The 22,809-nt window shown below is 35.7% G+C and carries 17 protein-coding genes; 16 read left to right on the forward strand and 1 reads right to left on the reverse strand.

All coding sequences use genetic code 11. The annotated features are described in order from the left end of the window. A partial coding sequence (locus BM088_RS14995; protein WP_281247166.1) for a contractile injection system protein, VgrG/Pvc8 family occupies positions 1–2,084 on the reverse strand: 2,084 nt, incomplete at its 3' end. Between the two features lie 260 nt (positions 2,085–2,344). Between BM088_RS14995 and BM088_RS15000 the strand changes: the two genes are divergently transcribed. The 16 genes from BM088_RS15000 to BM088_RS15075 all read left to right on the forward strand — a co-directional run bounded on the left by BM088_RS15000 (position 2,345) and on the right by BM088_RS15075 (position 22,806). Continuing rightward, positions 2,345–2,737 (forward strand): hypothetical protein, encoded by a 393-nt coding sequence (locus tag BM088_RS15000; protein ID WP_143085087.1) that lies wholly within the window; start codon positions 2,345–2,347, stop codon positions 2,735–2,737. A 10-nt stretch (positions 2,738–2,747) separates the two neighbouring features. Continuing rightward, entirely contained in the window at positions 2,748–3,215 is a 468-nt protein-coding gene (gene tssJ / locus BM088_RS15005) for a type VI secretion system lipoprotein TssJ (protein ID WP_091985833.1), read from the forward strand. Continuing rightward, positions 3,215–4,555: a type VI secretion system baseplate subunit TssK gene (gene tssK / locus BM088_RS15010; protein WP_091985837.1), complete on the forward strand. Its 1,341-nt coding sequence runs from the start codon at positions 3,215–3,217 to the stop codon at positions 4,553–4,555. Before tssJ ends, tssK begins: the two co-directional genes overlap by 1 nt. Positions 4,556–4,579: 24 nt before the next feature. Beyond that, on the forward strand, positions 4,580–5,305 hold the full coding sequence (gene icmH, locus BM088_RS15015) for a type IVB secretion system protein IcmH/DotU (RefSeq protein ID WP_091985842.1): 726 nt from the start codon (positions 4,580–4,582) through the stop codon (positions 5,303–5,305). Positions 5,306–5,321: 16 nt separating this feature from the next. Continuing rightward, positions 5,322–9,014: a type VI secretion system membrane subunit TssM gene (gene tssM / locus BM088_RS15020; RefSeq protein WP_091985845.1), complete on the forward strand. Its 3,693-nt coding sequence runs from the start codon at positions 5,322–5,324 to the stop codon at positions 9,012–9,014. 11 nt (positions 9,015–9,025) lie between these two features. After that, entirely contained in the window at positions 9,026–10,024 is a 999-nt protein-coding gene (gene tagF / locus BM088_RS15025) for a type VI secretion system-associated protein TagF (protein ID WP_091985849.1), read from the forward strand. After that, positions 10,021–11,565 carry a TssA family type VI secretion system protein gene (locus BM088_RS15030; RefSeq protein WP_091985854.1) on the forward strand — a complete coding sequence of 515 codons (1,545 nt, stop codon included), beginning with the start codon at positions 10,021–10,023 and terminating at the stop codon, positions 11,563–11,565. Before tagF ends, BM088_RS15030 begins: the two co-directional genes overlap by 4 nt. A gap of 88 nt (positions 11,566–11,653) precedes the next feature. Further along, complete coding sequence (tssB, locus tag BM088_RS15035; RefSeq protein WP_091985858.1) at positions 11,654–12,175, forward strand: type VI secretion system contractile sheath small subunit; 522 nt, start codon at positions 11,654–11,656, stop codon at positions 12,173–12,175. Between the two features lie 11 nt (positions 12,176–12,186). Next, on the forward strand, positions 12,187–13,707 hold the full coding sequence (gene tssC, locus BM088_RS15040) for a type VI secretion system contractile sheath large subunit (RefSeq protein ID WP_091985861.1): 1,521 nt from the start codon (positions 12,187–12,189) through the stop codon (positions 13,705–13,707). A 158-nt stretch (positions 13,708–13,865) separates the two neighbouring features. Continuing rightward, a complete protein-coding gene (locus tag BM088_RS15045; RefSeq protein ID WP_091985864.1) occupies positions 13,866–14,351 on the forward strand; it encodes an Hcp family type VI secretion system effector in 486 nt (161 codons plus the stop codon). A 111-nt stretch (positions 14,352–14,462) separates the two neighbouring features. Then, positions 14,463–14,861: a type VI secretion system baseplate subunit TssE gene (gene tssE, locus BM088_RS15050; RefSeq protein WP_091985974.1), complete on the forward strand. Its 399-nt coding sequence runs from the start codon at positions 14,463–14,465 to the stop codon at positions 14,859–14,861. Between the two features lie 29 nt (positions 14,862–14,890). Next, on the forward strand, positions 14,891–16,594 hold the full coding sequence (gene tssF / locus BM088_RS15055; RefSeq protein ID WP_091985869.1) for a type VI secretion system baseplate subunit TssF: 1,704 nt from the start codon (positions 14,891–14,893) through the stop codon (positions 16,592–16,594). Beyond that, a complete protein-coding gene (locus BM088_RS15060; RefSeq protein ID WP_091985872.1) occupies positions 16,594–17,568 on the forward strand; it encodes a type VI secretion system baseplate subunit TssG in 975 nt (324 codons plus the stop codon). Before tssF ends, BM088_RS15060 begins: the two co-directional genes overlap by 1 nt. Positions 17,569–17,621: 53 nt before the next feature. Then, positions 17,622–20,324, forward strand: a complete 2,703-nt coding sequence (gene tssH, locus BM088_RS15065; protein WP_091985876.1) for a type VI secretion system ATPase TssH — start codon at positions 17,622–17,624, stop codon at positions 20,322–20,324. 11 nt (positions 20,325–20,335) lie between these two features. Continuing rightward, positions 20,336–22,366 carry a type VI secretion system Vgr family protein gene (locus tag BM088_RS15070; protein ID WP_091985879.1) on the forward strand — a complete coding sequence of 677 codons (2,031 nt, stop codon included), beginning with the start codon at positions 20,336–20,338 and terminating at the stop codon, positions 22,364–22,366. 14 nt (positions 22,367–22,380) lie between these two features. Beyond that, a complete protein-coding gene (locus tag BM088_RS15075; protein ID WP_143085088.1) occupies positions 22,381–22,806 on the forward strand; it encodes a hypothetical protein in 426 nt (141 codons plus the stop codon). Positions 22,807–22,809 lie beyond the last annotated feature (3 nt).

Below are 22,809 nucleotides of genomic sequence, written 5' to 3' on the forward strand. Positions count from 1 at the left end.
TGGCTTGAAACATCAAGGTTAGGACTGCGGGCAATAGTGGTTTGATTAAGTACACTTGGTTCACTGGCAGATTCTGGGCTTGTTATGTCATAACTCACAGGCCCATCAAAAGTGGTCATAGCGCCATTAAGGGTTAATACATCGGTTGCGATAATATCAACATCGCCACTGGCACTAAGTTTTATCTGTGCGCCTTTATTGTGAATGATAATATCCCCGCTACCATCACCTTTAATATTTATATTATTATCGGCTTGTATAAAGGTTGAACCTGCGGGCACATTGATATTTATATTGGCGTTATCGCTATTAATTTTTATTTCACTTTGTGCTGTGGCTTTAAGCGTTCTACCAGATAATAATGATGCCTCTTGTTCTGAATTGAGTTGAATAGTATTGCCTTTAGCATCAATACTGCCCGCGCTTTGATATTGAATTGATTGATTATTAGTGGTGACATTATATTTTTTATTAATGTCTATGAACATGTTATTTTTTAAAATGAAACTAATATCCATCGGCTCTGTATTACCGATACTAAGGTTTTTACCCGAATAGAAATTAATCGCACCATAATTTGAAATCCATTTTACAAACTGATCACCTTGCGACGCATTTAGCTCTATATAATGGGCTTGCCCTAAAGTATGTAAAACGACTTTGGCTTTTCTAGGGCTGTCATCCAGTAATAATTCATTGCCCGCTAAAGTTAACAAACGATTGTGGTATGGGTTATTTTCATCAACTACTGAGGTTTGGTTGTCATTTAGGGCAAATCCTAAAATAAAGGCATTGCTCGGGTCGTTATTAATACAGCCTATGAGCACTTTAGCGTCTTTTATTAAAGGGAAGTGCCAACCCGTAGCCTGATTTTGATTAGCACAAGCATATAATGCGAGCTTTTTAAGTGGTGAACTTGCACTTGTTTGTGGCCGCGCTGTGGTATCAAAGGCTAATCTGACATTATATTCACCTTGATCATTTAGCTGAGCTGAACCGGATAAAGATTCTACTGTTGCTGGAAATACCATAGGTTTGTCAAATTGTTCTGGCGCAACCACTTTAAAAGGTGTGCCTCTGGGGATAAATGTAGCAATACAGTGATATTCATTATTACCGTTATGCGTACTTTCATCATTTACCTGAATTAAATGGTGTTTTACTGCAATGCATAAGTAATCCCCGCTACCACTTGCATGGGTTGTATCATCAAGTGAAATAGAACAACCAGCAAATACATCAGGAATATTGCCTGTGAGTATAATCACTTTTTCATTTTGTAAATTTGCTTGAGATTGTATTTGCGAAAAGTTATTTTGTTGCGCTGTATTATTAGCACATGGTTCAAAAAACTGTTGCTCACATTTTTGTTTATTTGCATGAGGAGGATGTGAATGAACATGAGAGTCTGCAGAGCCAAATACAACATTATGAGTCACATTAATGGCGTTAAACCCTACAAATTGGTTAACATACTCTCGGTTCATACCATCGGCATTGATAACTTCTACTAAGCCACGTTCTAAATAAGGACTGTGTAAATTATTATCAGTAAAGACAACTATTTCAGTATTATTTTTAGGTTCACTCCAATAAAACAATCCAAATTGGTGTAATAAACGCTGTAACAATTGAAAATTATTTTCTTGTGCTTGTATAAATTGAGGAATATTGTCAAAAGATTGCGATACTCGCCACTCAATTTGGTCTTTGTTATAGCCTGCCTCAACCATCAAGTTGTTAATAATTTGTTTTACATTGGTATCAATCAAAATTCTAGAATGTTGTTGTTGATTTAAGATTTCTATACGTGGTTTTAAGGTTAAAATATAGCGATATCTGTCACTAAAGCACCCTAAGTTTTGAATGGAAAATAAACAGCTGGTGTGTTCGCGCGTATGACCATCAACAGAAATAAATTGTATTTTTACAGTTTGTGCTAGGCCACTTTTTATCAGATTTTCAGACTCTGTTTCAATTGTGACATTAAATTCAAAATGATTACTGAGATATTCATTGCCGACTAACTTAATAACTTTAAATGTTAAATTATTGTAAGTGATATTGATGATGTTTTTAGACATATCCCTGTGTCAAGTTGCGCAAATAATGTTCGGCATTGTACCCTAATGTCATTCATAAACAAGTAGCATTTACATTTAAAAAAATAATTTTAAAACGATTAATATTTTGAAACATTTATCTTGACGTTAATAAAAATAAATGGCTAGAATAATATAGGAATGAGGTACTTAGCAAAATTAATACTTTAGTATCAGGAACTTAAAACCACCGGATTTTTTACATGGAATGTTACAAAATACAAAAACAAACAGCATATTCTGTGAGTATTGAAGACGAATTATTGCAGTTTGCTTCAGAACAAAGCCTTATTATCAAAAATTTACTTGATCAAATCGGTTTGGCTTACCATCGCGTTTTTAGCCACAATAGTGTTGAGGTTTTTCATCTTTTTTTACAAAAAGATTATATGAATTTACAAGACAATTCTTCATTTTTGGTAGTGGAACTCAGTGCATATTTGAATGAGTTGTCACAATTAAATCACAAACTTATCTATTTGATGGATGAACTTGTATTAGAAACATTAAAAGAAAAACCAGCTCAAAATATATTCAATCGTATTTTGAATAGACCGAATGAATTGACACATAATGCAAACAAAAGATTTAACCAAATAATTACCCCTGTTATTGAAAATGTTTTTTTAAAATGAGACCTGAAAAATGCTAAATTTGAGTAAAAAAATAGTCTTAATTGGCTTTGGATTTTTGTTGTTTGGTTGTATGACGACCAAAGTGAATTTAAAAGTAGAGGCAACCGACAACCTGAACCTAAATCAATTTGAAGAAGCTTTACCCGTGGTATTAAAAATTTACCAGTTATCAGATATCCAGGCATTTAAAAATGCAAGTTTTGAACAATTATGGAAATCAGATAAATCAGTTCTGGCAAATTCACTATTGACGGTAGAGGAGCGTACCGTAAACCCATCTGAAAAACTAAATATTGAATTTGAACAAGATGAAAATGCCCGTTTTGTCGCTTTGGTTGCCCTTTTCAGAGACCGTTCTGATAATAAATGGCGCACCTTTCATGACTTAAATTCAGGTTCGGTAAAATTATCAACTTCCCTAGAAGTGCTTATTTCAAGTAATTCTGTTCAGTTACCTGGTGTGGAAGTTACACAATAATGAAAACGTTGGAAACTAAAAAACCAGTTTGGGCTGAAGGCGTATTATTAGGCCAGCAGCACTTCCAAGCATTTGATAAATACAATGAATCATTGCATGTGAAACGTGCTGATTTAACCCAAGCTTATAATTTTGGTTTTCAAAATATAGAGATAGACCCTATTGCGCTTGCATCGGGTATTTTAAATATTAATCGTTTAACAGCTATATTAGAGAATGGTCGATTTATTGAATTTAATCGCTCTCATAATAATGAATTAAAGTTAGAGTTACCAATAGATCAAAATGAAACATCAATATATTTAGCGATTGCTTCAAATGATAGTGTTGAAAATATTGAAGGTTATCAAGTTACTGGGCAACTGAGTGCTTTTAGATCTGATTATGAAAACGTTCCTGATCAGCATGATCAATCTCGGATCAGAGAGGTGATGTTTGCACAACCGAACCTCTTTTTATTAAAAGATTCTGACATTAAAACGCATTTTGATGTTATCAATATGGTATCACTCACACGTGGAGTGAATGGATATTTTGAAATCAATAAAGCTTATATACCTCCTTTGTTAAATATTAAAGCCAACGCGTTTTTAGTTGAATTGTTAAGTCGTACAGCAACACTCATGACTGCTAAAGTAAATGTATTACTCAGCAGAAGGCAAAGCGCGGGCGCTATGGTTGAACTGGGGCCAAATGAAATGAACACATTTTTATTATTGAATTCATTACTACCTGTTGCAAAAAAATTAGAACATATTAATAAAATGCCTCTAATTCACCCTGAGCGTTTGTATTGCGAACTTCTTGATTTAGTAAGTAAAGCATCATTATTCGAACATAGTGATTTGATTGATAAATTACCCGTTTATGATCACATCAATTTATTTAGTGTTTTTCAACAATTTGAATCCTTGATAAAAGAATTACTTGAAGGTGTTGTGCCTAAGCAATCTGCAGGTCTTAAATTAGTTAAAAACTCACCTGCAATTTATGAAGTTTCAACAATAGAGCCCTGTATTCTTGAAAGTTCTGACCTATATATTGCAGTTGACTTCAATGCTGATAATACCAAATGGATTGAAACTTTTTCTGAGCAAGTAAAAGTAGGTTCAACCCAGCATATTGAAATGATAGTTGGCTCTGCACTTGATGGTGTTCAAGTCATCCATAATCAAAGACCGCCTAACAAGCTTGTTATAAAAAGTGGATATGAATATTTTAAAGTAGTACCAAGTGGTTACTTCTGGAAGCAAGTATTAGAAGAACTCAGTTTAAGTATCTTTTTGCCCTTTAGTTTACAAGCCGCAAATTTAGAAATTGTTTCAGTAGAACGTTACTAATTTATTGATATAAAGAAATTAATTATGACAACTAAAAATGATAATACGTCTCATAGGTCTTTGCTTTCAAGTATATCTCCTGTGATCAGTGAACTAGTAGCACTGAAATTAGGTAAAAATAAAGACATTACGTGTGAAGCATTTCGTTCTGAAATCATTTCATGCTTTGATAGTTATGAAAGAGATTGTTATGAAAATCAAATAACGACCTCATATATGCAAGAAGCTAAATTTGCGCTTGCAGCCTTAGTGGACGAAATGGTCATGAGCTCTGGTCATGCAATTAGAATGCAGTGGATGTCTCGGCCATTACAATTAGAGTTTTTTGGTAATAATCGGGCCGGGGAAGAATTTTTTGAACGCCTAGACAACTTACAAAAAGCCGGAGAATCAAAAGCTTCAGTGCTTGAGGTATATTATTTATGTTTGCAGCTGGGTTTTGAGGGGGCCTATAAAGTCAAAGGGCTAGAGCAGCTTAAAGCGCTTATTATTGACATTAGATCTCAACTTGAAGACGCCAATGGTGCACCAGATATTCGTCTTTCATCTAACGGTATACCCACTGAAGATTTTGTTATGAAAGTTGGTAGAAATATTCCTTATTGGGTCATTTTTAGCGTTATTTTAAGCATGATTGTGATGCAGTTTGTCGGTTTTCATTTTTTGATCAGTGATCAAGCAAACAGCAGTAAACAGCATATCGATAAACAAATTGAAGTCGTGTCTCAGTTAGACAAAGCAAATTTATAAGTGTGGATTTAAGATTATGCAATCTCGTGTAAATACCAGTGGAATGGTTCATTTTTTATTTGGCTTAATGTCATCTCGTGCAACAGGGCAAGTGATTGGTTTATTAGCTGTTTTAACAATCGTTTGGTTTGCAGGTCAATTAATTGGACTTGATTCGTCACAAAAGAAATTCATCGCTATGGGTGTTGTTTTTTCAGGTTTTTTATTATTTATCTTTATTCGTTGGTTATGGACAAAACGTTCGGGCGATAAGTTAGTCTCAGAACTTGCAAGCCATAACGGTGGTTCTGCGTCAGAAGTCGCTGAAATACAAGAAAAAATGCAAGAAGCACTTAGTTCGTTAAAAGCGTCTCATCTAGGTGCTGGTTATCGTGGAAATACAGCGTTATATGCGCTTCCTTGGTATATGATAATCGGGCCATCTGCAACGGGTAAAAGTACTATATTTGCAAATTCTGGACTGCATTTTCCCTATGCCAATGCCAACGATATGCATATACAAGGCTTTGGAGGCACACGCAATTGTGATTGGTGGTTTTCAGATCAGGCTGTATTGATTGATACCGCTGGGCGTTACACTACTGAAGCGTCTGAAAACGAAGAGTGGTTAAGTTTTTTATCTTTACTTAAAAAATACAGACCTAAACTCCCTATTAATGGCGTAATGGTAGCTATTAGCATTTCTGATATTTTAACATCCGACAGTGAAGCGATCTGCCAGCATGTTAAGTTGATCCGAGAGCGTATCGAAGAGCTTATTGCAAAATTAGGAGTGATATTTCCGGTATATATTACATTTACTAAAACTGATTTGATCAGTGGTTTTGAACCTTTTTTCAACGATTTAAGTGATGAAGAACGTCAACAAGTCTGGGGTGCATATCTATTAGATGAAAGTGAAGATCAATCTATAGACTCTGCTCAGTTATTTGAACAACGTATGCAAGAGTTATATCAGCGTTTATCTGATCAAAGGTTGAGTAAAATTGCCCGAGAAAGAAATCTACATCGCAAGCAGTTGATTTTTGATTTTCCAAACCAGTTTAAAGCTGCGTCTCATAAATTAACAGAATTTATTAATTTACTGTTTAAACAAAACCCATATCAGGAAGTACCTTGGTTTGCTGGGGTATATTTTACTTCAGGAACACAAGAGGGTACACCGATAGAAAGGATCATGGCAGGGGTGCGTGAAGAATTTAACAGCGTTTCTATCGAACAAAAACAAGAAACAATCACAAAAAGTTATTTTATTAAATCTTTGTTTAATGATGTTTTATTCAAACTGCAAGATTTAACACGCGGTAATCGTAAACAACGTTTGGTGCAACGTTGGTTTAAAGGGATCAGTATTTCAGCTGGCTTAGCATCAATCGCTGGAATATTCGCTTTATTAATGACCTCGTATACAAGTAACCAAATTTTATTTTCTCAAGGAGATAACTTAGTTAATAAACTTGTAGAAAACCAGGTTGCTGGTGTGAGCTATGAACAAAAAGTAAGTGATTTAGTCCAACTTCATGAACACTTTGAAAAATTAACTGCGTATGAAGAATCTTTACCTTGGTATTTCATTTTTGGCATTTATGAGGGCGATGAAACACTTAATGTAATAGAGTCTATGTTAATTACCTCTTTGCGTAGTGTATTTACCAAGCCATTTGAAGCTCAAGTATCTGAAAAATTACAGACTTTATCTGTTAAATGGCAAGCAACAAATGAGATTGAGAGCAAAAATAAACTTCGCCAAGAATATTATATGCTTTTAAAATTACATTTAATGTTAGCCAAAAATCCAGAGCAAATAGAAGGTGAATTTGTTAATTCAATACTGTTGAATTTCTGGACTCAAAAACTGCAAGTAGATGTGAAAGATCCAGAATTAAGTCAATATATTACATCTTTAAAGTCTATTGTTTCATTTTATACTTCGCGATTTGGTGAACAGTTAAATATTCCAGGGAAAATTGATTTTTGGCAGCAAAACCCTGAGTTAATTGAAATTGCCCGTAATGACTTAGCCACACAACCTGAGCCTGAACCTTTATATCAACAAATAATGACCAGTAAAGCGGCTAAGAAAAAATCTTTAAAACTGAAAAGTTTATTAACAGCAAAAAATAGAAAAATAATGAAAGCGTCTGAAACAGTGCCTTATGTTTATACAAAGCAAGGGTGGCGTGAATTTGTATTTCCAGAAATTCAACGTATATCTGCACTTGCAAGTTCTGGCGACTGGGTAATGGGCAGTGAGAATGATAAAGGTGAAAGCAAGGTAGATCAAAATAAAGCCATCGCATTGGCAAGATCGATACGCTCACTGTATTTTAAAGAGTATGCTGAACATTGGTTTAATTTTATATTATCAATAGAAGTTGCTGATTTTAATCATTTAAATGAAGCAAGCTTATCTCTAGCTAAATTGTCGTCTGTACAAGGGCCATTTGCACAGTTAATGAAGGGAATAAACGTTAATTTACAGTTAGCAGATAAACCTCAATATAGTAATGCAAATGTGTCTGATAGCGTCAGTAAATTAGTTGCTGATAATACGCAAGGTCTAGCACTCTCAACATTAAATATCAAAAAAGTGCCTGAATTAGAGTCTCGATTTGCTGATTTACGCCGATTTACTCAAGTACCGGTGCAGGGTGATAGTGAGATCTCTGACTTTTTAAAACAATATTTAAGTTCATTAAGTGCGTTTCATTCAGATCTCAAGTCAATAGCAGGTAACAGTGATGCAAATAGTAAAGCCATGGACTTTGCACAAAGTTTACTCGTAGGCGATGACTCAAACTCTGCATTACAAGCATCATGGATAGTTGTTGAAAGTCAAATTCGTGCACTAGAACCTGAAACTAAAAAAGCACTTGAAGGACTACTCAAAAGCCCGCTGAAGGCGGGTGTTAAAAGCATTATGACAGTGGCAAAAGAGCAATTAAATGAAGACTGGAGTAATCAGGTATATGCATTTTATAACACAGGTATAAGAGGGAAATATCCTTTTAGTATGTCGGGGCCTGATGCTGCGGTGTCTGATGTATCTGAGTTTTTAAATAATCAGTCAGGTTTATTGTGGGTCTTTGTTGATGAGCAATTGAAACCTTTCATGAAACTTAAAAAATCTAAATGGATTGAAAGGCAATGGAATGGCATTGGCATAGGTTTTAAACCTGACGTACTTAAAGGAATAAATCGTGCTTATCGAGTATCAAAATCTTTATTCAGCCGTGGCTCTGATACCGCAGGATTTGAATTTCAAATGATGCCAGTGCCACAAAGAGGGATCCGAGAAACATATTTAGGGTTTAGCGATCAAGGATATCGTTATAGAAATGAACCTGAAGAGTGGCGTAAGTTTTCTTGGCCGGGTCAAAGCAATACTGAAAAAGCTAATTTATATGCTGTAAATAGTTCTGGAGAGCGATTATCTCAAGAAAAAAATGGACCATGGGCATTACTCAAAATATTAAATACAGCAAAGTTCAACTGGGTTAAAGGTACACAATATAGTGCTACTTGGGATCTGGCTGCACAAAATAAAGATGGGTCAAGTAAAAAACCCGTTGGTGTTAAATTCAAGCTTAAATCGAGTAGAAACAATGGCATTTTTAATCGTTATACATTAACTAGTTTTTCTTTACCTGAGCATTTATTTGATACTGGGCAAGTTTCTGTATCCACTTTAACAAAAGAAAAGCTTTAATAGAGGCCGCTATGTTTGGATTATTTAAACGCAAAGAAGAAAACCAAATTAAACAGCATAAATTCGATTTTGGTTTTTTAGGCAAAACTAAATTAAGGCCTGACTTTATTAAACTTAATGTTAATTTTAGAGAGGCGGTGGCTTTAGACCATTGGGTACAGGAAGGGTTTGCACATGTTTCTCGCGATCAACTTAGTCTAAATAAATCACAAATTAATTTATCTGCCAGTTTATTTTTTATGTCAGGTAATGAAGACGATAGTGCACTACTTGGGGTTATTCAGCCAAGTGAAGACAGTAGCGGCCGAAAATATCCATTTAGTAGTTTTGTTACTTGTGGTCAAACAGTTTACAAAGCACACCCAGCTTGCCTATTTTTAAGTGCAAGTCAGGCGATTGAACATTTTTTAGCAACAACATATCAGGTTTTTTCTGGCGTAAATGTAAAAGAAATGGAGCAAAACGCAACAGCTTTAAATCAAGTTGCGACAGCACTTAAAGTACCAGTTGAACCGCATTTTCTGATTGAAAGTTTTAGAAAAATTCCCATGTCTGAGTTTTGGCAAGCAATTGGTTTATCGGATATTCAAGCACGTGCCAGTTTAATTGAAGAGTCATCTTTATTATTGAAATCTATGGCAAATAGGGGCTGTTTAAGAACGCAGTTTGGTTTAAAACTGCCAATGCCATTTTTTAGTCATGAAGGGGTCGTTATTGGCGCGTTTTGGTTGCATTTAATCACTATGATAGTTGCTGATCATAATTGGCAACCTTGGTTTTTTTATAATTTAGGTGACGAACAATCAGCACCATCAATAACAATATTCACTCGTCCTGTGCCAGCGTCATATTTTTCATCCATCTGGTTATCTAATAGTAAGATCAGTGGTGTAATTGATTTGCAAAATTTAATCGCAACAAAAACAGCTTCTGAGCAATCAGTGGCCCTAGCTGAACTTGATAATATGAGTATGTTTGATGCATTACGCAAATGGTGTAAGCCAATATGAACCAAACACACCATACACATAAAGATTGGAATGAATGGCTAATACAGTTAACAAGTCCTTTAACAGGTTCAGCTTGTGGTGAAGATCAGCTTTATGAAGAGTCATTTAAATATTTAAAAGCTTCGTCATCAGGTGTTGCAGATGTTGATTATAAATATATGTTTGAAGTTGCGACTGAACTTTTAGCTGAAAAATCGAAAGACTTAAGAGTTGCCAGCTATTTGTGTTTAGCCAGTGCACATGAATATGGTGCGACTGGGTTACAGCATGCACTTTTAGTTTTTAATAAATTATTAGCCGATTTTAGTGATGTTTACCCTGTAAAAAATAGGGCGAAAAAGTCTGTTCACAAATGGTTTATACAGCAACAAGATAAACTTAAAGCCTTGGTAGAATTAAGCCAAGATGCGTCTCCTGAACAATGGCTCAGCTTAAATGAAGAAGTAATTTCTTATAATCAAATTAGTGCTATAAAGCTCGATTGTGACGCGGGCCCCTTATCAAAAATAAATGACTGGCTTGATTTAACAATAAAGCAAAACCCAGTGGTGGCAGTGCCTGTTGAAAAAACACTTGAAAAAGTTGTTCAGAAAATCGCTGAGCCACTTAAGCCTGAAGTGCCAGCAGCATCAGCAATTCAAACTCAGGTTACAAGCCAATCGCCATCTATAAATACGGCAGTAGATTCTGATGCGGGTTTTATGGAAAGTGCACGTGCTTTGATTTCTTTTGATAAAGAAAAAGAAAATTATGCACGCATGATAACACTTGCAAGAGCAATACGCTGGGGTAGTGTTTTGATTCCACCTAATGAAGCAGGTAAAACTCGATTGCCAGAACCGAGAGATGCAGCATTTGCTCCAATTAAAAATGCTTTAGCAAATGAACACTATATTGAGGCATTTTTAAAATCAGAAGCCTTATTTATGGAAGGTGCGATGCATTTTAATTTAGATTTACAGTTTCTATCATTAAAAGCACTTAAAGGTATGGGGCAAAATAAATTAGTTAATAACTTAACATTGCAGATATGTTTGCATGTTGAAGCTAATCCGCAATTAATTAATTTGAAATATGACTCAGGTAAACCTTTTTGCAGCCAGGGTAATAAAGAAACGCTAGAGAAATTTAAAAATACGAATGTAAGCTCAGATGAACACAGTGCAGCTGATCCATGGCAAGAGATTGAATCTGAAATTTTTGATTTGTGTGAAGCAGATAAATTGACTCAAGCAATGGAAATGATCAATACCTTGCCTGCTAATCACGCATTAGATCGCGCTAAAACACAATTATTACAAGCAAGAACATTATTAAAATGTGAGCAAGCAGAATTTGCAAAGGCATTATTAATTCAGCTCTTACAAACAGTTGAAACACAAAGGTTAGCAGTTTGGCAACCTGAGCTCGCATTACAAGTTTGGCGTTATGCCGTGCAATGTTTTAGCAGTTTAGGTGATGAGAGTCATCTCGATGAAATATATACATTAAAGCAAAAAATGTTAGTACTTGATCCAGCTAAAGCAATAGCTTGGTGTTAGTGAATTTACCCCAAGCAAGAGTTAGGGGTTTTAATCTGAACTATTGCATGTGTTAAGTCAGTGCAATTATTAAATTTAAGGGACAAATATGGCAGATACATTTCAAAAAGAGATCCCACGCTCTCGAATAAATATTGCACTTGAACTTGAAACAAATGGTGCATCACAAAAAAGTGAATTACCGCTAAAAATGTTGGTTGTGGGCGATTATTCTAACGGCCAAAATGATGAAGATTTGGCTGAAAGAGAACGTATTTTGATCAGTAAAAATAATATTGATCAAGTCTTAAAAAATATGACGCCAAAAGCACAGTTTCAAATAGATAATCAAATTGACAATAAAGGTCATATTGACGTTAGTCTTGAATTTGATTCGTTTAAGGCTTTTAACCCTGAAAATGTAGCAGCGCAAGTACCTGAATTGAATAAATTAATGTCGATGCGCAATTTATTAAAAGATTTGAAATCAAATTTACTGGATAACTCAACATTAAGAAAAGAGCTTGAGCGTGTGCTACAAAATCAGCCTGAACTTGATGAATTAAAAAGTAGGTTAGACGAACTGGCACCTTTAATGTCTGAACAAAACGAAGCTGCGATACAAGAGTAAGGAAACAGAATATGTCAATGCAAGAACAACTGAATGTTGCAGCAAAAACAGAGCAACTGGCTTCACTATCGACTTATGAGAGCTTATGTCAATTAGTTGATATTCAACCAGTAGATGAAAAAATAAGTTTAGATAATTTTAAAGATGCTAATAATTTAGCTGATACAAGCTCAGAAGAACGTTTAACTGCAGCGATTAATGTCTTTTTAGATATGGCGAAAGACAGAGACGTTAAACGAATTGATAAAAACTTGCTTGATAGTTACATAGGTCAAATAGATCAAGTAATATCATCACAGCTTGACAGTATTTTACACCATGAAGAATTCCAAAAAATTGAATCAGCTTGGACATCATTACGTTACTTAATTAATCGTACGCCTAATAATGCCAATATTAAAATTGAGTTATTAGATGTAGATAAAGAAACTTTACGTGAAGACTTTGAAGAAGCACCGGATACAACACAATCAGCCTTATATAAACATATTTATACGGCTGAATATGATACTCCAGGTGGAGAGCCAATTTCTAATGTTGTGTCTAATTTTGAATTTGATTGTACCGCACCGGATATTTCACTTTTACAAGAAATATCACGCGTATCTGCAGCGGCACATTGTCCATTTTTAGGCAGTGTTGGACCTAAGTTTTTCTTGAAGGAGTCTTTGGAAGAAGTGGCTCAAATTCAAGATATGGGTTCATATATGGAACGAGCTGAATTTTTACGTTGGAAAAATTTCCGAGAGTCTGAAGACTCCCGCTATATAGGCTTAGCTTTCCCTAGATTTTTATTACGCTTACCATATGGTGAGAATAATCCTTTAAGAAACTTTAATTACCAAGAAGATATTAGCGATCAGAATCATGATAAATATCTTTGGGGTAATGCCACATTTGCTTTTGCTGCCAACATTATGAAAAGCTTTAATGAAAATGGTTGGGCGGTAAACATTCGTGGCCCACAATCGGGCGGTAAAGTTGAAAATTTACCTTTGCATACTTTTGAAGCGGGTAAAGGCTTTGAAACTAAAATTCCTACAGAAGTTTTAATATCTGAAACTAAAGAGCTTGCTTTTGCAAATCAAGGGTTTATACCTTTAAGTTATTATAAAAATTCTGATTTTGCATGTTTCTTCTCAGCAAATAGTACGCAAAAACCACAAGTATTAGAAACACATGAAGCAACGGCGAATGCACGTATTAATTCACGTTTACCTTATATCTTTTTAGTATCGCGCATTGCGCATTATATGAAGGTATTACAGCGTGAAAACATTGGTTCGAGTAAACCGCGTCATGAACTAGAGCAACAGTTGAATGACTGGTTAGGATCATTAGTTACTAAAATGAATAATCCTGATGAAAAACTTATAGCAACACATCCGTTAAAAGATGCACTTGTTGATGTTTCTGAAATACCAGGAAATCCAGGTTATTACCGTGTTAGCACATTTATTGTGCCACATTTCCAGGTGGAAGGAATAGATGTGAGATTAGCACTCGTTGGTCAAATGCCTGGCGAAAAATAGCAGTAACAAAAGAAAGAATTGCCCCAGGCTGGTTACAGCCAACCTGGGACATGTTTCCCCAGCGGCATAAAGCGGACGGCTTTTTGGGGTACCTGATCTCTCAGGTATATGCCACTTTTAAAGAAACATTATATTCATAATATAAGGAGAATGAATAAATGGCAATTCCAGCGTACATGTGGTTAAAAGATGATCAAGGTAGTGATATCAAAGGATCAGTAACAGTAGCAGATCGTGAAGGTTCAATCGAAATTTTACATTTTGATCATGAACTACGCATTCCGACAGATAACGACACTGGCGAACTAACAGGTACTCGTAAACATGAACCATTTGTGATCACAAAATCTGTTGATGCTTCAACCCCTTATCTTTATAAAGCGTGTTCTAATGGTCAAACACTTAAGCAATTAGAGCTTAAATGGTATCGCATTGATGATACAGGTACTGAAAAAGAGTACTTTAGCCATAAATTAGAAGGTGTAAAAATTGTTTCAATTTCACCGACTATGCATAACGTAAAAGATTTGGATAAAGAGCGTTACCCGCATCTTGAAACTGTTTGTATGCGTTATCAACGCATTACTTGGACTTATCTAGACGGTAATATCGAATTTTCTGACTCTTGGACAGAAGGTAGATAATTCCTAATTAGGTATTGTTAATCGAGATGGGAGAATTCTCTCCCATCTTTTACGCATTTACTTTTTAGTTGTTAACGTTTTATTCGTTAAAAAGGATGAATGGTTTATCAGATGGCGCTTTTTGATTTATTAGCAACCGAGTTTTCAAATAAAATTGATAATGACGCTTTGAAAAAAGAAGTACATAGTGTGTGTCGCCATTTAAATCAGTTATTGAATTCAAGACGCGGTGTTTTACAACACCTAAATGATTACGGTTTACCTGATGTAGAAGATATGTACGAAGCATTACCTTATTCGCAACATAAATTAGCGAAAGAAGTTGAAAAAACAATAGAAAAATATGAGCCAAGAGTACGAGATGTACGCGTTCAACCTGTAGACATTAACCAAGATAATTGCGTGATTAAATTGAATGTGCGTGCTTATTTAGCCAGTGGCTATTGCATTGATTTTGACACTCGTTTTTCTTCATTTGGCAAAGCCAAAATTGAACAAAAAACAAGATAAACGAATAGTAACTAGGAAGTATTTTCAATATGCACCAGTATTTTGACGCACAAATGCGACTTTTAACACAAGCGGGAAAGCAGTTTGCAAAAAGCTATCCTGAGCATGCAGGCATGTTGAATTTAGACTCTTTAAAAGACAGAGACCCCCATATAGAAAGATTACTTGAAGGTGTTGCTTATCTCACTGCGCATGTACAACAAAGGTTAGATAACGCGATCCCTGAAGTGGCTCAGCAGATCTTGCGTCAACTGTGTCCCCTATTATTGAACTATTATCCTTCAACATCCGTATTACAGTTCACACCAAAAGTAGCCATGCAATCAAGCCAAGAAATCTCCAAAGGCATGCAAGTGAGTAATGAAAAGTTGCACGGTAAAAATATGTGTCATTTTCAAACAACTCAAAATATAAAAGTAAACCCCTTTAGTGTTAGTCATGTTACCTATAAAGATACTCAGCAAGGTGCGCAAGTGAGAGTGGGGTTAAAATGGGTATGTAGCGGTGAGAAACATGCTTATGATTTATCAAATTTAAGCTTTTATCTATGTGGTGATACGCCATTAACAAGTACATTATTTCATTTATTAACAAATACGAATCAAGCAATTGAATTAGAGTTTAAAGCACCACAAACAGAATTAATCAAAGTGCTTCCTGTTAACAGTTGCCAGGGATTATATCATGATGAAAATGGTGCAATTTTACCAAATGCAAAACAAAGTCATCCAAGTTATGCCATGCTGCTGGATTATTTTAATGCTAAAGACCGATTTTGTTTTGTTAATGTAACAGGTATGCAAAATATCACATTTGATGAAAACTGTGATGGTTTTGAATTAGTTTTCAAATCAAATATTAAATTACCTTTAGGAAATCAACTAAGCGCACAAAATATGTTGATTAACTGCGTTCCAGCGGTGAATCTATTTTCACATAGTGCAGAGCCCATCAACTTAGATAACAAACAATCTGAGTATTTGGTTATCGCAGATAACGACCATCAAGAGAGTATTTATACCTACAGTGTAGAGTCTGTACAGGGTCGAGATACAAGCACAAACGATATGATTGAATTTACTTCTCGTTATACGAGTGTTTTTGATGATGAAAAGTATCAATATACTTTATCGATGAAAGATATAGGCACTGCTGTACCTGTGCATTATTTACAAGTATCACAAGATATAATAAAACAAACACTCTCTGTAGATATTAATGCATTTAATGCGGGTTTACCTAGGCATTTAATTCAAGAGCATGAGTTGGTTAAAGCTGGCAGAGATATGCCTAAAGTTGTGTCTGTAAGTAATGTGACACGGCCATCAAACTTTTATAAAAATCCTGAACAATCAAAACAATGGCAACTAATAAGTTTATTAAACTTAAAATTTTCGCAGCTTACACAGACTAATGAGCTCAAGCGAATACTTAATTTATTTGATTGGTCAGAACGCTCTGAAAACAGGCATAGAATTGAAAGCATTCAATCGATAACAACTAAGCCAATTAGTTTGATAAAACGCGGTATTTTTATTAAAGGCATTGAGCTGACTCTTAATATTGACGAAAAAAAGTTTGTATGTAGCTCAGATGTTTATCATTTTTGTAACATGCTACATCATTTCTTTTTAATGTACGCACCTATCAATGAAAGTGTGCAAACAAAAGTTGTATGTGTACCAAGTTATAACGAATTAATTTGGCAAGTAGCTGCAGGAACGACCCGTTAATGAGTGATCATTTGCAAGCGCAGCCTATCTGGTCAAAGTTACCAGAGCCAATAGAAGCATTGATCGCTAAACCTTGGTGTTTTAGTTTATTTAATGCCATGTATGCAATAGAAAAAAACTGGGCTATGCCACTTGAAATGTGCTCAGGATTAAGCGAACGCATTATGGTTTCACCAAATCATGCTTTAAATTTTAATGCATCTGAAGTGAAATCATGTGATTTACATAATACAGACAGAGGCGTGTTATCACTTAAAAGTAACTTTTTAGGTTTATATGGTGCAGATTCACCCATGCCACATTATGTTCTAGAACAATGTGACCAAAATACGCCAGCTGGAAAACGTACCCGTGCTTTTTTAGATATTTTTAATCATATCTTTTATTGCCAAATGTATCAGGCGTGGAAAAAAAACCAATTATGTATTCAAGGCATAGGCGCAAAACAATACGATGAAGTACTAAATGCTATTTTATCAGGTAATGATGAACGTATTTACAATACGGGAGTGGCCAGTGTTAAACAAACCAGTGCGTCTGGTTTGGCGCAAATGCTACGAATTGAAATGCATGAACCCAGTATTAAAGTTGAAGATTTAGGCACAAGTTGGATGGCACTTGATGAAATTTCTATATTAGGAAATGATGAATCAAATATTTTGGGTCTAACAGCTATTTTAGGCGAGCAAGTCCTAGTGAGTGGCGCTGATATTCAATTACATATAGGCCCGATCACACAGACTGAATCAAAACATTTTTCACCTTTTGAAGTGAAAAGTAAAAAACTTGCTACCTTAATGAAAAGCCATTTACCACAAGGAATTGCTTGGCAGTGTTTAGTGAAAATAAAACAACCAGAACACAGTGAGAAACGAATTGGTCAAGATGAAATCCGCTTAGGCTACAACAGTAATTTAGGCTTTAGCCAATCGCGTATTGAAAAATTGAGCTTTGATCACGCGCAGTACAAATAATACAAAATACTTTAAATAATTTATATAAACGACAGTATAACCAAGGATTAAAAATGGATTTACAAGGTATAAAACAACTGATTGATAAACTTAATACCCATACAGCAGTCGCCCTTGAAGCCGCAGCTGGTTTTGCTGCAAGCAGAAGCCATTTTGAAGTATTACCTGAGCATTTATTAATTAAATTGATGGAAGAAGGTGAAAATGGTGATATTGAACAAATTTTCCATTTTTTTCAGATTGATCAAGATGCAGTATGGCATCAAGTACTTGACTATTTGAATAAACAACCTTCAGGAAGTCAAAGTAAACCTGTGTTTTCAAGACGTTTATATGAATGGTTAGAAAAATCTTGGCTTTGTGCCAATATGCATCACCAAGGAGATTGGATCACAGGTGCTGCACTTGTTGATTCATTGCAAGAGTTATTGCCTTTTAGTCAGGCTCTTGGGCTCGCAGGATTATTTGATAAATTAGATGTCAATTTTTTAAGACAAAACCTAAACAAAATTTGTGCTAAATCTTGCGAACGTCACAGTGTTAAACAGACACAAGTAAACGCAAATACAACATCTGAAACGACTCAGACAAGTCAAGCCCTGAGAGATTATTGTGAAGACTTAACAAACAAAGCGCAGCAAGGGGAAATAGATCCTGTTTTAGGCCGAAATGACGAAATTAGAATGATGATAGATGTTTTGTGTCGCCGCAGAAAGAATAACCCTATTTTAGTCGGCGATCCGGGGGTGGGTAAAACTGCAGTTGTCGAAGGTTTGGCACAACGTATTATTGATGCTCAGGTACCTGATGAGCTAAAAGGCGTAAAATTACTGACTTTAGATATGGGCCTATTACAAGCTGGAGCAGGGGTTAAAGGTGAGTTTGAACGTCGGTTAAAGCAAGTCATTGATGAAATTAAGTCATCTGCTACGCCAATCATCATGTTTATTGATGAAGCACATACATTAATTGGTGCTGGCGGTGATGCGGGCATGAGTGATGCCGCTAATTTATTAAAGCCTGCATTAGCCCGAGGGGAATTAAGAACGGTTGCGGCGACGACTTGGAGTGAATATAAAAAATATTTTGAAAGAGATGCCGCACTAGAGCGTCGCTTTCAATTAATTAAAATAGATGAACCAAGTGAGCAAGCTGCAAAGTTAATGTTAACTGGGCTTAAAGCTAAATATCAGCAACATCATAATATTCAAATCACAGATGCGGCAATAGAAGCTGCTGTGACATTATCGTCTCGTTATATCACTGGAAGACAACTCCCCGATAAAGCAATTGATGTACTCGATACTGCCGCGGCGAGAGTAAGAATGTCAAGTGCGACTATTCCTGCCGCTATTGAAAGTGAAATAGAACATATCGCCTATTTAACAAAAAGATTAGAAAACTTAAGTCAAGAAAAAAGCGAAGGCTTGGCGATTGAGCAAGACATTATAAATACAATGCAAATTGAATTAAACGAAGCAAAAGCAAGACGGGATAAAATGCAATTGGGCAGGGAAACTCAGCTTGCTACTTTAACTGAGATTAACGCATTAAAACAAAACCCAAGTGAAAATAATCAGGCATTACTAGAAAAAAGAACCCTGCTAAAACAACAAAATGAAGAGGGCAATAGTTTATTTTCAGAAGTCGATGCTGATTCAGTTGCCGTGATCATTGCGCAATGGACAGGTATTCCTGTTGGTTCTATGGTCAAAGACGAAATCACAACTTTGATTAACTTAGAAAATGCTTTAACTGATAAAGTAATAGGTCAAAATGAAGGCATAAACAAAATTGCACAATCCCTGCGAGTAGCAAAAGCAGGAGTCAGTACAAATGAAGGACCTTTAGGCGTATTTTTATTGGCAGGTCCATCTGGTGTTGGTAAAACGCAAACTGCAAGAGAGTTGGCAAAAGCTTTGTTTGGTGGCGATAAATTTTTAACAACCATCAATATGAGTGAATATCAAGAGTCTCATACTGTGTCACAGTTAAAAGGCTCTCCTCCAGGTTATGTCGGTTTTGGTGAAGGAGGCGTATTAACTGAAGCTGTAAGACAAAGGCCTTATAGCGTTGTTTTATTAGATGAAGTTGAAAAAGCTCACCCTGATGTGATGAATGTGTTTTATCAGGTATTTGAACGTGGTTTTATGCGCGATGGTGAAGGGCGTGAAATAGACTTTAGAAATACTGTGATTGTTATGACTTCAAACCTAGGTTCGCAAACACTCATTGACTCATGCATGAAACCGATGGCATCTGAAGTAACATTAGATGAAGACAATGGAGAGTTTTCTCAGCAAATTGAACAGCTCAATACATCTGATGAAACACAGTGGCAACGTCCTAAATTATCTGAGTTATTAGAAACAATTAAACCTGAGTTGTTAGCTTATTTTGCGCCCGCATTATTAGCGCGTATGCAAACAATTGCATTTGTGCCGCTAGATAAAGATGCATTAACAAATATTGTATCGTTAAAGTTAGAAGCCATCGCCACACGTTTAAACTGTAATCACAATATGGCAATGCGAGTTGATGCCAGTGTTATTTCACACTTGGCCGATAAATGTCAGTTATCTGATAGTGGGGCAAGAATGGTCAATAGCATTATAGAGCAACAAATATTACCGGGGATCGCAAAGTCAGTGCTTGAATTTATGGCGCAAGAAGACTTACCTGATATGCTCACTTTGTGTCTTGATGATGATAACGAAATTCAAGCTGTGTTTGCCGATTTAGCTAAAAGTGAGTAGGGGAGAATAAAATGTCTGCGGATGATTATTTAGCAATGCATAAAGCCAATTCAAGTCACTTTTCTCTTGATATATCGGGTATACCGGACGGTTTGTTAAATGTTATTGGTTTTAATTCTCAAAATGATAATTTATGTGATGATTATCAATTTGAAATTAATATCGTAAGTAGTGCTCAGATTGAGCCTGAAATGGTGCTCAATAAAGCAATGAGTCTCAATTTAGCCTGGTCTATGAGCAATCGAAAAATATCGGGCTTAGTATCGGGTTATACCGCAAGAGGGCAAGATAGTAACGGTTATCATTATATTTTAATGTTAAATTCATATTTTTGGCGTTTAAAAAAATATCGTTCAAACCGTGTTTTTACCAATCAAAGTGCATCACAAATTATCAATGCTGTATTTAATAATGCGCAATACCCGATGGCAAAGTTATCACTGAGCATTGCAGATTTCAACATAGATATGATAGTGCAATATGATGAAACTGATTATGAATTTATTACCCGTTTTATGCGTAAATACGGTTTTGTTTATGGCTATATTGAAAATGATTTAGAACCTGAAGTTCTGCATATTTGTGATTCTAGTGAAACTTTAGCAGGTAAATCTGAACAGGTATCATTGGGATATAAAGCGCCTACAGGCAATGTTAGAAATAGTGAGTCTATTTTTGCATTCAGTCGACAAGCAGTCTTAACAACAAATGACTTTGTATATGATGACTATAACTATGAGTCAGTGCAAAACTTACACAGCGAAACAAATAATCTAGCCCAACAAATAGGTTTTGGCACAAGTAACCATTGGGGAGAAAACTATAAAGATACAGATCAGGGGGAGGAACTTGCATTAATACGACAGCAATCACATGATTGTGCACGTGATATTATTATTATCGACACTGATTGTCGGGCAATACGCCCAGGCATGACGATTAATGTAACTGATCATACTGATTATGACGGAAAATATCTGGTTATTAAGGTTCATCATTTAGCTAATCAAGGGCAAGGTGTTGAATATGGCATGGCCGTTAAAGGATTGACTTATAAAAATCAGGTGACCCTATTGCCTGCTAGCATCACCTATAAAGCCCCACTACTCAAAAACAAACGTGTTTTTGCCACATTTAATGCCACAATAGCACAAGGTGTTGATGATAAAGGTGAATATCAAGTGAACTTGCCTTTTAACCAAAATGGTTTAGGAGAGCCCAGCAAGCAAACGCGACTTTTACAACCTTATGGTGGTGCTGGGCATGGCATGCATTTTCCCTATGAAGCAGGCACTGAGGTTTTGGTTTGTGGTGAAAATGGAGACTTGGACAGGCCTGTTATTTTAGGTGCTTTATATAATGCTAATGCACCAAGTCCTGTTAATGCTAATAATGCGCATGAAAACAAGTTAGTGACCCGTTCCGGCAATACTTTGCTTATGGATGATAAACAAGGTGAAGAAAAAATATCTTTAGGCACTCTTGATGATAACAATGCGCTTATTTTAGATGCCACTCACAACCAACACAGTGCAACATTGCAGTCTGTTGAGGGTGAAATGTTTATTTCAGCTAAAAATGCAATACAACTGGTATCACAAAAAGATGTCAATATTACTGCCAAAGGCGATTTAAATACTTTGGCGGAAAACAGCATTAATGTACAAACCACAGAAGGAGATATTAGTTTTACTTCGGCAAGTGACTTACATGCAAATGCACAAAGTAATATTCGTTTACAAGCATTAGACGGAAGCACAGAAATACAGGCGGTTGATGCAATAAAACTTCAAGCTGGACAAGATGTGTCTTTATATGTTGAGCAAGGCAATTTAGAAATGCAAGCACCTGAAGGTGATATTAATATACAAGCAAATGCAAATCTGACAATAAAAGGCAATGGCAATGGTGCCATTGAGATCAGCCAGTCTGGAGCCTCAATTGTATTAGATGCAGGTGGCAATTTAACGATAGATGCAAATAATATCTCACTCAGTGCAGGGAATATTGTTATTAAAGGCAATGCAATCAGTAATAATTAATTATGGAACATAAAATGACAGATTCAGTAACGCAATTAATCCCTCAAACAAATGCTAAATTTTCAACTGTCGCTGCAGTGAATGAGTTGGGTATGATCACACATGTATATTGGCCTGATATTAATAATCAAGTAGCGATATATGGACAGTCAAACGCGATTAGTCGTTGCCAGCCAGGAGATGAAGTTTTATTACAACATACTAGCTCTGGTTTTATTGTGAGTGCTGTTTTAATTAAACAAAATCAGGTTCCCGCTGCTGATATTCGCGATAATAATGGTCATATTGAATTAACTGCACAGCAAAGTATTACGTTAAAAACAGCAAAAGGCACGATAGAAGTGGATGCGCAAGGAAGCATTACGCTTGAAGGACAAGAGATCAATGCACACAGTAAACAAGATTTTAATTTAGCAGGTTGGCCCATTAGGCTCAATTAAGGA

It is taken from the genome of Pseudoalteromonas denitrificans DSM 6059, assembly GCF_900112265.1.
Lineage (GTDB): Bacteria > Pseudomonadota > Gammaproteobacteria > Enterobacterales > Alteromonadaceae > Pseudoalteromonas > Pseudoalteromonas denitrificans.